Here is a 14,255-nt window from a genome sequence, read left to right as displayed (position 1 = left end):
CCCCGACGACCCGACCGGCCGATCGACCATGCGCCGCGTCTCCGACATCCTCGACGTCTGGTTCGACTCCGGGTCGATGCCGTACGCGCAGGTGCACTATCCGTTCGAGAACGCCGACTGGTTCGAGCACCACTATCCCGGTGACTTCATCGTGGAGTACATCGGCCAGACCCGGGGCTGGTTCTACACCATGCACATCCTGGCGACGGCACTCTTCGACCGGCCGGCGTTCGCCTCCTGCATCAGCCACGGCGTCGTGCTGGGCAGCGACGGGCAGAAGATGAGCAAGTCGCTGAAGAACTACCCGGACGTCAACGAGGTGTTCGACCGGGACGGCTCCGACGCGATGCGCTGGTTCCTGATGGCCAGCTCGGTCCTGCGCGGCGGCAACCTCGTCGTGACCGAGGAGGGCATCCGGCAGGGAGTGCGCGAGTTCCTGCTGCCGCTGTGGAACGCGTGGTATTTCTTCTCGACCTACGCCAACGCCGCGTCCGGCCCCGGCGGCGCCGGCTACCAGGCAACCTGGCGAACCGACTCGACCGACGTGCTCGACAGGTACATCCTGGCGCTGACCGGCGACCTCGTCCGCGGAGTCGCGGCGGACATGGACGGGCTCGATTCGACGATGGCCGCCGCGAAGCTGCGCGAATTCGGCGAGGCGCTCACCAACTGGTACATCCGGCGCTCGCGCGACCGGTTCTGGGTCGGCGTGACCGCCGACCCGGAGAGCCGCGAGGCGTTCGACACTCTGTACACCGTGCTCGAGACGCTCACGCGCGTCGCGGCACCGCTCATCCCGCTCGTCTCCGAGCGCGTGTGGCAGGGTCTGACCGGCGGTCGCAGCGTCCACCTGCAGGACTGGCCGGATGCCGACGCGTTCCCCGCGGCGGATGACATCCGCGCGGCGATGGACGCGGTACGGGAGGTCTCGTCGGTCGCGAACGCGCTGCGCAAGCGCGAGGGCAAGCGCGTGCGCCTGCCGCTCGCGCGTCTGACGGTGGTGGTGTCGGATGCCGCTGCACTCGCGCAGTTCGAAGACATCCTGCGCGAGGAGCTCAATGTCAAGACCGTTGAGCTGGTCGATCTGGAGGGCGACACCGCGTCGCGGTACGGCATCTCGAACCGGCTCTCCGTCAACGCCCGCGCGGCGGGACCGCGCTTGGGCAAGCGGGTGCAGCAGGCGATCCAGGCGGCGAAGGCGGGCGACTGGTCTGCGACCGAGGGCGTTGTGACGGCCGGGTCGATCGAGCTGGAACCCGGCGAATACGATCTCGTCCTCGAGACCACGGGCCGCCCGGAGGGCGAGGCATTGGCCGTACTGCCGCGCGGCGGCTTCGTGCTGCTCGACACGACCTCGACTCCCGAGCTGGAAGCGGAGGGTCTCGCGCGCGACGTCATCCGGGCAGTGCAGGACACCCGGAAGGCGGCGGGCTTCGACGTGAGCGACCGCATCCGACTGGTTCTCTCATTCCACTCGGCGACAGACGGCGAGGCGGTCGCCTCGGCGTTCGACATTGCGGATGTCGCGGGTGAGACCCTCGCGGTGGAGTACGCGGTCACGGACTTCGACGGCGAGACGATGCTCGGAAACGGCGACCACCGCTCGATCGCGTCGCCGGCCGGAGTCGACCACGCCACGGAGTTCGCGAAGGGGACCTTCGGGAACGCGGGCGACTTCACCGTCGCGGTGACGAAGGTCGAGGCGACACGATGAGCGACCGGAGTCGCGCCGACGCCGTCTACGACGCGCTGCTCGAGCGGCAGGGCGAGCAGTGGGTGCAGCCGCGGGTGGAACGCACCCGGCGCGTGCTGGAGCTCCTGGATGACCCGCAGCGCACCTACCGCGTCGTCCATGTGACCGGAACGAACGGCAAGACCTCCACGAGTCGCGTGATCGAGAGCCTGATCCGCGCGCACGGCCTGCGTACCGGCCTGTTCACCAGTCCCCACCTGGAGCGCTTCACGGAACGGATCATGATCGACGGTGAACCGGTGTCGGATGCCGCCGTCGCAGACGCCTGGGACGAGATCGCCCCCTTCGTCGACTTCGTCGACGCCGAGCTCGCGGCGGCCGATGACGCGCCACTGACGTTCTTCGAGCTGCTGACGGTGCTCGCCTTCGTCGCGTTCGCGGACGCGCCGATCGACGTTCTCGTACTGGAAGTGGGGATGGGCGGGTCCTGGGACTCCACCAACACCGCCGACGGCGACGTGGCGGTGTTCACCCCCATCGACATCGACCACGCCGACCGGCTCGGCGACACCATCCGTGCGATCGCCGAGGTCAAGGCGGGGATCATCAAAGTCGGCGCCGCTGTCGTCTCGGCTCGGCAGGACGCCGCCGCTGAGGCCGTGCTGCGCGCCGCCGCGACGGCGAAGGATGCCACGATCGCGTTCGAGGGCCGGGAGTTCGCGCTCACCGACGCACGCCTCGCCGTGGGCGGCCAGCTGATCTCGGTCCGCGGCATCGCCGGGGTGTACGACGACGAATATCTGCCCCTGTTCGGCGGCCACCAGGCGCAGAATGCCGCCCTGGCGATCGCGGCCGTGGAGTCCCTGATCGGCGGAGGGTCCCAGCCCATCACGGGCGACGTCCTGGCCGAGGGGCTCGCCCAGGCCACCTCGCCGGGACGCCTCCAGCTGGTCGGTGTCAGTCCGACCGTCATCGTGGACGCCGCCCACAACCCGCACGGCGCGCGAGCACTGGCCGCGGCGCTCGGCGCATCGTTCGACTTCGACGAGTGGGGCGTCGTGCTCGGTGTGCTCGCCGATAAGGATGCCGCCGGCATCGTCGCGGCGCTCGCGCCGCTCGCCGCGCACGTGTTCGCCACGGCCCCGGATTCGGAGCGGGCGAACGACGCGGACCGCATCGCGGATCTCGCCGAGGCGCAGGGCGTGCCGGTGACGGTGCACGCCGGCGTGACGGATGCGGCGGAGGCCGCGCGCGCGTGGGCCGCGGCATCCGATCGTCGCGCCGTCGTCATAGCCGGTTCGGTCGTGCTGGCCGGTGAAGCGGTCGGCCTCGCCGCGGAAGAGGACTGGAAGGCGGGGTGGAGCGAGTGAGCGGTCGTGCAGCCGAAGTGCCACGCAGGCGTCGAGCACGCGGTGCCGCGGAGTCGCTCGGCTCGATCGTGCTGGCCTTCGAATCGGTCATCGTGTTCCTGGGCGGACTGGCCGTCTACGGATTGCGTGCGCTGCCCGAGCCGATAGCGCCGTGGTGGGGCATCGTCGGCGGAGCGGTTCTGGCGATCGTGATGGTGCTGACCGCGCGGGTGCTCCGCTACCGCTGGGGAATCGTCCTCGGGTGGGTGCTGCAGGGGATCGTCGCCCTCGCCGGCTTCCTCGTGCCCGGCCTCTTCCTCGTGGCGCTCATTTTCGGTGGCATGTGGGCGTATGCGACGATCAAGGGGGCTTCGCTGGACGCGCGCAACGCGCGGCTGGCCTCCGAAGCCGACACCGCGAACGGAGACTGACACATGGCCACCGAAGAGACTCTCGTGCTCGTCAAGCCGGACGGCGTGGCGCGCGGGCTGACCGGCGCGATTCTCGCCCGCATCGAGGCGAAGGGCTACTCGCTGGTCGACATCCGTCTGGTCGAGCCCGATCGCGAGACGCTCGAGCGGCACTACGCCGAGCACGAAGGGAAGCCCTTCTACGAGCCCCTGCTGGAGTTCATGATGTCTGGACCCTCCGTCGCGATCCGGCTGGCCGGCAACCGCGTGATCGAGGGCTTCCGGTCGTTGGCCGGGACGACCGACCCGACGACGGCCGCCCCCGGCACGATCCGGGGCGACTACGGCCGCGACTGGGGGCTCAAGGTGCAGCAGAACCTGGTCCACGGTTCCGACAGCGCTGAGTCGGCCGGACGTGAGCTGGACATCTGGTTCCCCTGATCGAACACCTGGTCAGAAGACCGCGCCGAGGACGTCGAGGCGCACCTGCGCGATGATCGCGATGATCGCGTAGCTCAGCACGGCCAGCAGCGGCAGCCAGCTCATCAGCCGGTCCGCGGCGCGGCGCACGGAGGGCGATGCCGGCACGATGCCCCGTCGCAGGATGTGCAGCGTCACGGCGTAGAACGTCGGGATCGTGACCACCCACGTCACCATGCACCAGGGGCACAGCGTTCCGAGCACGAAGACGCTCTGACCGATCAGCCACAGCACGAATGCGAACGCGAACGCCAGTCCGATCTCGAAGAGCAGCCAGAACCAGCGGGCGAAACGTGCGCCCGCGAGGATCGCAACCCCTACCACGACAGGCGCCATCCATCCCGTGAGGCCGAGGATGGGGTTGGGGAAGCCGAAGACGCTGCCCTGCCACGATTCGAGATTCTTCCCGCACTGCACGAGAGGGCTGATGTCGCAGCCGAGAATCGCATCCGGATCCTCGAGCAGCTGCAGCCGCTCCATCGTCAGCGAGAACGCCGCCCACCAGCCGATGACGCCGGCGACGATCAGCCAGATCGCCAGGGCCGTCGGGCGTGCGGACGTGCGCGGCTGCGTCATGCCTCGGATTATGACATCGAGCGCTGAGCGTGAACCCGAGGGAGGCCCGTCAAGATGCCGCTGGTGCGCCACGGCACATTCGCGCGGTGAAAGTGCGATAATGGCAGCGATGCGTCGCGGCCGCGCCGCAACACGCATCACAGAAGACTTCGGGCTATGAGAGCCCTTCGCAGCACGAGCCACGGGCCGGCTGCAGACCGAGTGAGCAAGCGGCACCGCAGGTGCGGCACCGCACGAGATTTCGTCGGGCGACGCGCGGTGTCGCCCGCAGGGAGTAAGCCAGTGATGGCCGATGAGAACGATGCACACACCGAACCCGACAACGACTCAGACACACCGGTAGCGCACGACGCGGCCGATGCGACGGGTCTGGGCGCCGAGCCCGGGGTCGACGAGGCCGTAGTTGGTGAAGCCGCAGCCGACGAGGCCGCAGCTGGCGAAGCTGCAGCCGACGAAGCCGCAGTCGACGAAGCCGCAATCGACGAAGCCGCAGTCGACGAAGCCGCAGTCGAGGAGCCGGCCGCAGGACCGGACGAGGCTGAGGCCGCAGGTCCGACGGATGACGTCGGAGAGGAGACGTCCAGCGAGGCGGGCGAGCCCGAAGCACCCGCAGAGGATTCCGCGCCCAAGACGGCCGTCGATCTGGGGCTCCTGCCGGAGGTCTTCGTGTCGGCCGTGTCGACCGAGCTCGTCTTCTACGCGCCCGAGATCGCCGCGCTTCCGCCGCGGCCCGAACCGGAGCCCGTTGCCGATCAGGCGTCATCGACGAGCGCGCGGCGCCGCAATCGCCGCCGCACTGGAGAGAATCGCGACGAGACGTCCGGTCCGCCCGAGCCGCAGCAGCCCCGTCAGCGCGCCGTCGAGCTGATCACCGAGCCGCAGCGCATCAAGGGATCCACGAGGCTCGAGGCGAAGAAGCAGCGCCGCAGGGACGGCCGCGAAGCCGGCCGTCGCCGCGCCGTCGTCACCGAGGCGGAGTTCCTCGCCCGTCGCGAGGCAGTCGATCGCGAGATGATCGTCCGCTCGAAGAACGGTCGCGTGCAGATCGCGGTGCTCGAGGACAACGTGCTCGTGGAGCATTACGTCGCGCGCAACCAGGATGCGTCGCTCATCGGCAACGTCTACCTGGGCCGCGTTCAGAACGTGCTGCCCAGCATGGAGGCCGCGTTCGTCGACATCGGCCGCGGACGCAACGCGGTGCTGTACTCGGGCGAGGTCGACTGGGACGCCGTCGAGACCGGCAACCAGCCCCGGCGCATCGAGCTCGCGCTCAAGAGCGGCGATCGCGTGCTCGTGCAGGTCACGAAGGACCCGGTCGGGCACAAGGGTGCGCGCCTGACGAGCCAGATCTCCCTGCCGGGCCGCTACCTCGTGTACGTCCCGGGCGGCGCCATGAACGGCATCTCCCGAAAGCTGCCCGACACCGAGCGGGCGCGCCTGAAGAAGATCCTCAAGGAGGTGCTGCCCGAGTCGTCGGGCGTCATCGTCCGAACCGCGGCCGAAGGCGCCACCGAGGACCAGCTGACTCGCGACGTGCAGCGCCTGACGACGCAGTGGGAGCACATCAGCCGGCAGATCGAGTCCATTCAGGCCCCGGCCCTCCTGCATTCCGAGCCCGACCTCTTGGTCAAGATCGTCCGCGACGTCTTCAACGAGGACTTCACGAAGATGCTGATCCAGGGTGAGGAGGCGCACCAGACGATCACGGCCTACCTCGAAAGCGTGGCGCCCGACCTGATCGAGCGCGTCGCCGTGTACGACGGTCAGGCGGATCCGTTCGACGAATTCCGCGTCACCGAGCAGATCGAGAAGGCCCTGGACCGCAAGGTCTGGCTTCCCTCCGGCGGCTCGCTCGTGATCGACCGCACCGAGGCGATGACCGTCGTCGACGTCAACACCGGGAAGTTCGTGGGATCGGGCGGAAACCTCGAGGAGACCGTCACAAAGAACAACCTCGAGGCTGCCGAAGAGATCGTGCGGCAGCTGCGGCTGCGCGACATCGGCGGCATCATCGTGGTCGACTTCATCGACATGGTGCTCGAATCGAACCGCGACCTCGTATTGCGCCGACTGGTCGAATGCCTCAGCCGCGATCGCACGAAGCATCAGGTCGCCGAGGTCACATCGCTCGGCCTCGTGCAGATGACGCGCAAGAAGCTCGGTCTCGGCCTGCTGGAGACATTCAGCGAGCCGTGCGAGGTGTGCGCCGGGCGCGGCATCGTGATCCACCATGACCCGGTCGTCAAGCACCGTTCCCCGATCGGCAACGGATCGCCCTCGGGCCGTCGCCCGCGCACGGCGACGCCGAGCACGAGCGGGGGAGCAGGCGGCACTCACGTCATCACGGAGGGTGTCAAGTCCGCGCTCGCTCAGATCGCCGCTTCCACCATCCACTCGCACCACGAGGAGGAGGCGGCGCCGGTTGCCGCACCCGCCGAGGAGGCGCCGGTGGAGCAGCGTCCCAAGAAGCGCAAGAAGCGCCAGGATGCCGCGTCCAAGTCTCCCCGCACCGAAAAGGACCTGCTGCTGGACTCGGTGCTGAGCGCGCTTCCCGAGCCCAAGGCTCCCGGCCAGGGTCGCTCACGACGGCGCGTGACGACCGCAGCACTGACGGGCACTCCCGTGGCGCACGCGCCTGCGGACGAGTAGAGCCCGGCGGACGTCCGCGACGTTCGCGCCCTTCGGCAGGCTCAGGACAGTCGGCGCTGACGCGCGGTCACCCGCAGACCCGAGCCGATCAGGGCCCGCACGAGCGTGCGCCCGTCGACGTGGCGGGCACCCGCCGCAACCAGCCGGGCGTGCGCGTCGTCGGGCACGTCGTAGTGGTCGCGATCGAATCCACGTCGGGGGATGCCGTTCGCCGCAGCGAACGCGTGCAGCTCGTCCAGGCTCGAATCGCTGACCAGGTGCGCCCACATCCGACCGTGCGCGGGCCAGCGCGGATCATCGATGAGGATTGCCACGCCCCGATCCTACGCACGGCGCGGCACGACACGCGGTTCGGCGCTTTTGCTTGTGGCCCGGGCATCCGGTAAAGTATTCCTTTGGTGCGTCGACGACATTTCTGCTTCCGCACCGAGTCTTGCTCAGGCATCCGGAGCCGCGCGCTCCCCGAAGAAACAGGTATGAAGTGGTTTACGCAGTTGTGCGCGCCGGTGGCCGGCAGGAGAAGGTCGAGGTCGGCACGATCGTCGTCCTCGATCGCCAGTCCGCGAAGATCGGCGACAAGATCGAGCTCCCCGCGGTGCTGCTCGTCGACGGCGATGCCGTGACGACCGACGCCGACAAGCTCGCCAAGGTGACCGTGACCGCCGAGGTTCTCGGCGAGGAGCGCGGTCCCAAGATCGTCATCCAGAAGTTCAAGAACAAGACCGGTTACAAGAAGCGCCAGGGGCACCGTCAGGACCTCACGCGCGTCAAGGTCACCGGCATCAAGTAAGCACCGAGGAGACTCAGGACATGGCACACAAAAAGGGCGCAAGCTCCACCCGCAACGGTCGTGACTCCAACGCTCAGCGCCTCGGCGTGAAGCGCTTCGGCGGCCAGAAGGTCCTCGCCGGCGAGATCATCGTCCGCCAGCGCGGTACGCACTTCCACCCGGGCGTCAACGTCGGTCGCGGTGGCGACGACACCCTGTTCGCCCTCGAGGCGGGCGCCGTCGAGTTCGGCGCGAAGGGCGGCCGCAAGGTCGTCAACATCGTGGTCCCGGCGGAGTAGTCCGCCGCACGCAGATTTCGACGTGGAGGGGGCGGGCTTCGGCTCGCCCCCTCTCGTTTAGCCGGGTCCGGCAAATTCAATCGAGCACGAAGAACCCGAGGGGGAGCGCATGGTCACATTCGTCGACCGAGTGACGCTGCACCTGTCCGCCGGCAAGGGCGGCAACGGCTGTGTCTCGGTGAAACGCGAGAAGTTCAAGCCGATGGCCGGCCCCGACGGCGGCAACGGCGGGCACGGCGGCGACATCGTGCTGGTCGCAGACCCGAATGTGACGACGCTGCTCTCGTACCACCACTCTCCACACCGCTCCGCGGGCAACGGCGGCTTCGGGATGGGCGATCACCGCTCCGGAGCCGCGGGCGAGACGCTCGATCTGCCCGTACCCGTCGGCACCGTGGTCAAGGACGCCTCCGGTCAGACCCTCGTCGACATGATCGAGCCCGGCATGCGATTCATCGTCGCTCCCGGCGGCATCGGCGGTCTCGGCAACGCGACGCTGGCGAACCCGAAGCGCAAGGCCCCGGGTTTCGCGCTGCTGGGCACGCCCGGCTGGGAGGGCGACGTTCTCCTGGAGCTCAAGACGGTCGCCGACGTGGCGCTGGTCGGCTACCCGTCCGCAGGCAAGTCCAGCCTGATCGCCGCGATCTCGGCGGCGCGTCCCAAGATCGCGGACTACCCGTTCACCACGCTCCACCCCAACCTCGGGGTCGTCCAGGCCGGTGAGGTGCGCTTCACCGTTGCGGACGTCCCAGGCCTCATCGAGGGCGCCAGCGAGGGCAAGGGCCTGGGGCTGGAGTTCCTCCGCCATGTGGAGCGCTGCACGGCCCTGGTGCACGTGCTCGACTGCGCGACGCTGGAGCCCGGCCGCGACCCGCTGAGCGACCTCGACGTGATCCTGGCCGAACTCGCCGCCTACCCCGTCCCGGACGGGCAGGTGCCGCTGCTCGAGCGCCCCCAGATCGTCGCGCTGAACAAGGTCGACGTGCCCGAGGCGAAGGATCTCGCCGAACTGGTCCGCCCCGATCTGGAAGCGCGCGGATTCCGCGTCTTCGAGATCTCGACGGTCAGCCATGCGGGTCTGCGTCAGCTGACGTACGCCCTCGGCGATCTCGTCGCCGCGCACCGCGTCGCCGAAGCGGCCAAGCCGGTCGTCGAGCGGATCGTCATCCGCCCCCATGGCTCGGAGCGCGAGTTCACGATCCGCGTGGAGGGCGGCACCTACGGCGACATCTACCGCGTTCTGGGCGTCAAGCCACTGCGGTGGGTGCAGCAGACAGATTTCCAGAACGAGGAGGCCGTGGGCTACCTCGCCGACCGCCTGGAGAAGCTCGGGGTCGAGGACCAGCTCTTCAAGTCCGGCGCCCAGCCCGGATCGACAGTCGTGATCGGTGAGGGTGACGGCGTCGTGTTCGACTGGCAGCCCTCTCTGGGTTCGGTCGCGGAGCTCATGACAGCGCCGCGCGGCACCGACCCGCGCCTCGATCTGAATCCGCGCCGCACGACTTCCCAGCGGCGCGAACGCTATTACGAGCGGATGGACGCGAAGTCCGAGGCTCGCGCCGAACTGGAGACCGAGCGCATCGCCGCCAAGGCCACGCAGATCGGCGGCGACGACGAGGGGCAGGCGTGACCGCGTCGACCCGCGCCGACATCCCCACGGCGCGCAGGATCGTCGTGAAGGTGGGCTCGTCCTCCATCAGCGGTGAGAATGCCGGCAAGATCCAGCCCATCGTGGATGCGCTCGCCGAAGCGCACGCGCGCGGCACAGAGGTGGTCCTCGTCTCGTCCGGCGCCATCGCGACCGGAATGCCGTACCTGCGACTCGGTGAGCGTCCGACCGACCTCGCCACGCAGCAGGCCGCCGCTGCGGTCGGCCAGAACGTGCTGATCTACCGATACCAGGAGGCCCTGCGGTCCTTCCGCATCATCGCCGGGCAGGTGCTGCTGACCGCCGGCGACCTCGACAATCCCACCCCGCGCTCGAACGCGCGGCGCGCCATGGAGCGCCTGCTCGGCCTGCGAATCCTGCCTATCGTCAATGAGAACGACACTGTCGCCACGCACGAGATCCGCTTCGGCGACAACGACCGCCTCGCGGCGCTGGTGGCCTCCCTCATCGGTGCCGATGCCCTCGTGCTGCTCAGCGACATCGAGAGCCTCTACACGCGACCGCCCGACGAGCCCGGCGCGCGCCCGATCCAGCGGATCGAGTACGGCGACGACCTGCGCGGCTACGAATTCGGCTCGGTGGTCGTCAACAGCGTCGGAACCGGCGGGGCGGCCACCAAGGTCTCCGCGGCGCGGGTGGCCGCGGCATCCGGGGTGGGTGTGCTGGTGACGAGCGCCGATCTGGTCGATCGCGCTCTCCGCGGGGATGACATCGGCACCTGGTTCGATCCGCATCCCGAGCCGGTCTCGATGCCCCTCACCGGCCCGCTCCGCAGGACGGGCGCGCCGCACGCCGTCGATACACTGGGCGGATGACGACCACCGCGACAACCGCGCGCGAGCGGATGCTGCTCGCCAAGGCGGCCGCGCGCACCGTCGGCCTGCTCGACGATGCGACCAAGCGCGACGCGCTCCTGTCGATCGCGGACGCGATCGACGATGCGACCCCCGCGATCGTCGCCGCCAACGCCGAGGATCTCGAGCGAGGCCGCGCGACCGGACTGTCCACCGCCCTGCAGGACCGGCTCCGCCTCGACGAGACCCGAGTGGCGGCGCTGGCCGCAGCCGTTCGGGACATCGCCCAGCTGCCCGATCCAGTGGGCAGGGTGCTCGATGAGCGGACGCTGCCCAACGGCGTCGTGCTGACGAAGGTGAGCGTTCCGTTCGGCGTCGTGGGCTCCATCTACGAGGCACGCCCGAACGTCACCGTCGACATCGCCGCGCTCGCCCTGCGCTCCGGCAACACGGTGGTGCTGCGCGGAGGATCCGCGGCGGAGTCGACCAACGCGGCGCTGGTCCGCGCGATGCGCGGGGCGCTCGCGGCACGCGGCATCGATCCGGAGGCGATCCAGAGCGTCGACGACTTCGGTCGCGAGGGCGCCCGTGAGCTCATGCACGCCCGCGGCATCGTCGACGTGCTGGTGCCCCGCGGAAGCGCTCAGCTCATCGAGACGGTCGTGACGGAGTCGTCCGTCCCCGTGATCGAGACCGGAGCGGGGGTTGTGCACATCGTGCTCGACGAGTCCGCTCCGCTCGAGTGGGCGCGTGACATCGTGGTCAACGCGAAGGTCCAGCGACCAAGCGTGTGCAACTCGGTCGAGACGGTGCTCGTGCACCGCGCTGCCGCCGAACGCCTCGTGCCCGCTGTGGTCTCCGCGCTCAACGAGCGCGGGGTCACCGTGCACGGCGACGCCGAAGTCGCTCGGATCGGTGCCGGCGTGGTCCCCGCGAACGACGAGGACTGGTCCACCGAATACCTGAGCCTGGATGTGTCGATGCGGATCGTCGACGACTTGGACGAGGCGCTTGAGCACATCAGTCGCTACTCGACGCACCACACCGAGTCGATCATCACCCAGGATGCCGCCAACACCGAGCGCTTCCTCGCAGAGGTGGACTCCGCCGTGGTCATGGCGAACACCTCCACCCGGTTCACGGACGGCGGCGAGTTCGGCTTCGGCGCAGAGGTCGGCATCTCGACGCAGAAGCTGCACGCCCGGGGACCGATGGGGCTGGCCGAGCTGACGAGTACCAAGTGGCTGGCGCGGGGTTTCGGACAAGTCCGGCCCTGACCCGTAAACTGAACACCGCGTTGCATCACGACGCGAATCCCGAACGGAGCACGAATGACCATCGCCTCGCTTCTCGTCCTCGCCGCCGAAGAGACCGAGCACACCGGCAACGTCGCGCTCGAGACAGTGATCTGGGGCATCGTGGCACTCGCTGTGTTCGGTGCTCTCGCGCTGGTGACGCTGTCGTACCGGAACGTCTCGAACCGGCACTCGAACAAGGCGGACGCGTACGCGGCAGCCCACGCGAACGACGCACAGCAAGCGGGGCACGGCCACTAGGCCGACTGCATGTCGGTGACGCGCACCCCGAGGCTCGGGGTCATGGGTGGGACGTTCGACCCCATCCACAACGGTCACCTCGTCGCCGCCAGTGAAGTCGCGCAGTCCTTCGACCTGGACGAGGTCGTCTTCGTGCCGACCGGGCAGCCTTGGCAGAAGGATGACGTCTCGCCCAGCGAGCATCGCTACCTCATGACCGTGATCGCGACGGCATCCAATCCGCAGTTCACCGTCAGCCGCGTGGACATCGACCGCGCGGGGCCCACGTACACGATCGACACGCTCCGGGAATTGAAGAATCAGCGACCCGACACCGAGCTGTTCTTCATCACCGGAGCCGACGCCTTGGCGCAAATTCTCAGTTGGAGGGACCATGATGAGTTGTGGGACCTCGCCCATTTCGTCGCCGTCTCCCGACCCGGCCACGTGCTGAGCACGGCCGGACTGCCGACTGACGACGTCAGCCAACTCGAGATTCCCGCGCTCGCCATCTCGTCCACGGATTGCCGAGATCGCGTGCAGCACGGCAATCCCGTGTGGTACCTCGTTCCCGACGGGGTTGTCCAATACATTGCGAAGCATCACCTCTACCGGAGCAAGGAATGAGCACACCCGAGCAGCCGGCAACACCAGCCCTCACCCGCAAGCAGCTGCGAGACATCCGCAACACCGGGTCCACGCCGATCGTCACGGGCGACGAGCCCGCCGATGCCCAGGAAGCGTCGAGCGAGACCGCGCCCGACGCGGCACCGGGCGCCGGGAGCGAGGCCGCTCCGACGCCTGAGTCGGTGGACAGCTCTGCCCCGGCTCACGCGGCAGCCCCACTGCCGCGTGCCGCCGAGCCGGTGGCCGTCCACGATCTGCCGGGCTCCGATGCCAGCGTCGATCTGGGTGTCCAACCGCTGACACGCCGGCAGGCACGGCAGCAGGAGCGCATCCGTACGGCTTCGGTGCCGGTCATCACGCCGGAGGTCGCCGCGGCCCACGCCGCATCGGTGGCGGCAGCTTCGAGGGACGAGTCCGAAGCGCCGGTGGACGACGTCTCGGAGGATGCCACGTCCGGCAGCGTGAGCCTCGCGGAGATCTTCGGGGTGGAGCCCACCGAACCCCACGCTGAAGTCGCCGAGGACCGGCCCGCCGACGTCCGCGCGGAGGCGACCGAGGCTGAGAACGTCGAGCCGCTCGAGGAGCTCGTCGCAGAAGACTCCGCCGACGCCGAGGAACCCGACCGCGCCGTGGTCAACCCCCAGTTCGGCGCCGACCTCCTGGCGGGCGAGCCCGTGCAGGCGGCGCTGCCTCCATCGTTCGATCAGCTGATCTCGCGGTCGATGAACGGATCCGTCGGCACCGGCAATGCGCTCATCCTCTCGCAGACGCCGTCGGCTCCACCTCTCTCGGCACCCGTCACGGCGACCGGCGAAGTGATCATCACCGGCACGTACAACCTGCCCGACGGTCTCGGATCGACCGGTCACGCGAACGGCACCGCCGACGGCAAAGAGGTCGATGCGGTGCTGGTCGACGGCGAGCTGCCCGCGCATTCGTCTCCGACGCCGATCGCCGCCAGCGCCGCGATCAGCACCGTCAAGAACGGCGGCGACATCATCCAGCCGCCGACCCCGGAGAAGGGCGGACGCCTGATGCTGACGCTGGCGATCACCGCCGGCGTGCTCGCACTCGCGCTGGTCGGGGTCCTCATCCTCGCGTTCGTGACGGGAGTCTTCTGATGACGGCGACCGAGCAAGCGCGCGACATGCTGAACATCGCTGCGGCAGCAGCCGATTCGAAGGGCGGCGAGGACCTCGTCGCCCTCGACGTCTCCGGCCCGCTGCCACTGGTGGACATCTTCCTGCTCGTTACCGGACGCAGCGAGCGGAACGTGGCCGCGATCGCGGACGAGATCGAGGACAAGCTCCTCGAAGGCGGACACAAGCGCCTGCGACGCGAGGGCCGCCAGGAATCCCGATGGATCCTGCTGGATTTCGGCGACCTGGTCGTCCACGTGTTCCAC

The 14,255-nt window shown here is 69.0% G+C and carries 16 protein-coding genes; 14 read left to right on the top strand and 2 right to left on the bottom strand.

The features are described from left to right. The 4 genes from VFX99_RS14445 to ndk all read left to right on the top strand — a co-directional run. On the top strand, positions 1-1,714 hold a 1,714-nt coding region (locus tag VFX99_RS14445; RefSeq protein ID WP_329666990.1), incomplete at its 5' end, for a class I tRNA ligase family protein. Continuing rightward, the gene (locus VFX99_RS14440) at positions 1,711-3,063 is read left to right on the top strand and encodes a bifunctional folylpolyglutamate synthase/dihydrofolate synthase (RefSeq protein ID WP_329666989.1); all 1,353 of its coding nucleotides are present in this window, start codon (positions 1,711-1,713) and stop codon (positions 3,061-3,063) included. The genes VFX99_RS14445 and VFX99_RS14440, both read left to right, overlap by 4 nt. Next, positions 3,060-3,473 carry a DUF4233 domain-containing protein gene (locus tag VFX99_RS14435; protein ID WP_329666988.1) on the top strand — a complete coding sequence of 138 codons (414 nt, stop codon included), beginning with the start codon at positions 3,060-3,062 and terminating at the stop codon, positions 3,471-3,473. The genes VFX99_RS14440 and VFX99_RS14435 overlap by 4 nt, the downstream gene beginning before the upstream one ends. Before the next feature lie 3 nt (positions 3,474-3,476). After that, positions 3,477-3,893 carry a nucleoside-diphosphate kinase gene (ndk, locus tag VFX99_RS14430; protein ID WP_329666987.1) on the top strand — a complete coding sequence of 139 codons (417 nt, stop codon included), beginning with the start codon at positions 3,477-3,479 and terminating at the stop codon, positions 3,891-3,893. A 12-nt stretch (positions 3,894-3,905) separates the two neighbouring features. Here the strand turns inward: ndk and VFX99_RS14425 are convergent, their stop codons facing one another. Beyond that, positions 3,906-4,508, bottom strand: coding sequence for a vitamin K epoxide reductase family protein (locus VFX99_RS14425; protein WP_329666986.1), 603 nt, complete (start codon positions 4,506-4,508; stop codon positions 3,906-3,908). A gap of 285 nt (positions 4,509-4,793) precedes the next feature. On the opposite strand from VFX99_RS14425, the gene VFX99_RS14420 reads away from it, so the two are divergent. After that, the gene (locus VFX99_RS14420; RefSeq protein WP_329666985.1) at positions 4,794-7,157 is read left to right on the top strand and encodes an Rne/Rng family ribonuclease; all 2,364 of its coding nucleotides are present in this window, start codon (positions 4,794-4,796) and stop codon (positions 7,155-7,157) included. 41 nt (positions 7,158-7,198) lie between these two features. Here the strand turns inward: VFX99_RS14420 and VFX99_RS14415 are convergent, their stop codons facing one another. After that, positions 7,199-7,471, bottom strand: a complete 273-nt coding sequence (locus tag VFX99_RS14415) for a DUF4031 domain-containing protein (protein WP_329666984.1) — start codon at positions 7,469-7,471, stop codon at positions 7,199-7,201. A 167-nt stretch (positions 7,472-7,638) separates the two neighbouring features. On the opposite strand from VFX99_RS14415, the gene rplU reads away from it, so the two are divergent. The 9 genes from rplU to rsfS all read left to right on the top strand — a co-directional run. Next, positions 7,639-7,947, top strand: a complete 309-nt coding sequence (gene rplU / locus VFX99_RS14410) for a 50S ribosomal protein L21 (protein WP_314502097.1) — start codon at positions 7,639-7,641, stop codon at positions 7,945-7,947. Positions 7,948-7,967: 20 nt separating this feature from the next. Beyond that, a complete protein-coding gene (gene rpmA / locus VFX99_RS14405) occupies positions 7,968-8,225 on the top strand; it encodes a 50S ribosomal protein L27 (RefSeq protein ID WP_179432775.1) in 258 nt (85 codons plus the stop codon). Between the two features lie 109 nt (positions 8,226-8,334). Continuing rightward, positions 8,335-9,855 carry a GTPase ObgE gene (gene obgE, locus VFX99_RS14400; RefSeq protein ID WP_329666983.1) on the top strand — a complete coding sequence of 507 codons (1,521 nt, stop codon included), beginning with the start codon at positions 8,335-8,337 and terminating at the stop codon, positions 9,853-9,855. Beyond that, entirely contained in the window at positions 9,852-10,709 is an 858-nt protein-coding gene (gene proB, locus VFX99_RS14395; protein WP_329666982.1) for a glutamate 5-kinase, read from the top strand. The genes obgE and proB overlap by 4 nt, the downstream gene beginning before the upstream one ends. Next, complete coding sequence (locus VFX99_RS14390; protein WP_329666981.1) at positions 10,706-11,965, top strand: glutamate-5-semialdehyde dehydrogenase; 1,260 nt, start codon at positions 10,706-10,708, stop codon at positions 11,963-11,965. The genes proB and VFX99_RS14390 overlap by 4 nt, the downstream gene beginning before the upstream one ends. 54 nt (positions 11,966-12,019) lie before the next feature. Beyond that, entirely contained in the window at positions 12,020-12,244 is a 225-nt protein-coding gene (locus VFX99_RS14385; protein ID WP_329666980.1) for a hypothetical protein, read from the top strand. Positions 12,245-12,253: 9 nt separating this feature from the next. After that, on the top strand, positions 12,254-12,850 hold the full coding sequence (nadD, locus tag VFX99_RS14380) for a nicotinate-nucleotide adenylyltransferase (RefSeq protein ID WP_329666979.1): 597 nt from the start codon (positions 12,254-12,256) through the stop codon (positions 12,848-12,850). After that, positions 12,847-13,971, top strand: coding sequence for a hypothetical protein (locus tag VFX99_RS14375; RefSeq protein WP_329666978.1), 1,125 nt, complete (start codon positions 12,847-12,849; stop codon positions 13,969-13,971). Before nadD ends, VFX99_RS14375 begins: the two co-directional genes overlap by 4 nt. Further along, positions 13,971-14,255 (top strand): ribosome silencing factor (gene rsfS / locus VFX99_RS14370; protein WP_329666977.1); only part of this gene is annotated, 285 nt, incomplete at its 3' end. The genes VFX99_RS14375 and rsfS, both read left to right, overlap by 1 nt.

Origin of the sequence: Microbacterium sp. (assembly GCF_036277215.1) — a bacterium.
In the GTDB taxonomy this organism is placed as follows: Bacteria; Actinomycetota; Actinomycetes; order Actinomycetales; family Microbacteriaceae; genus Microbacterium.
Note: the sequence above shows the minus strand (reverse complement) of the source record. Positions and strands in the feature narration are given on the sequence as shown.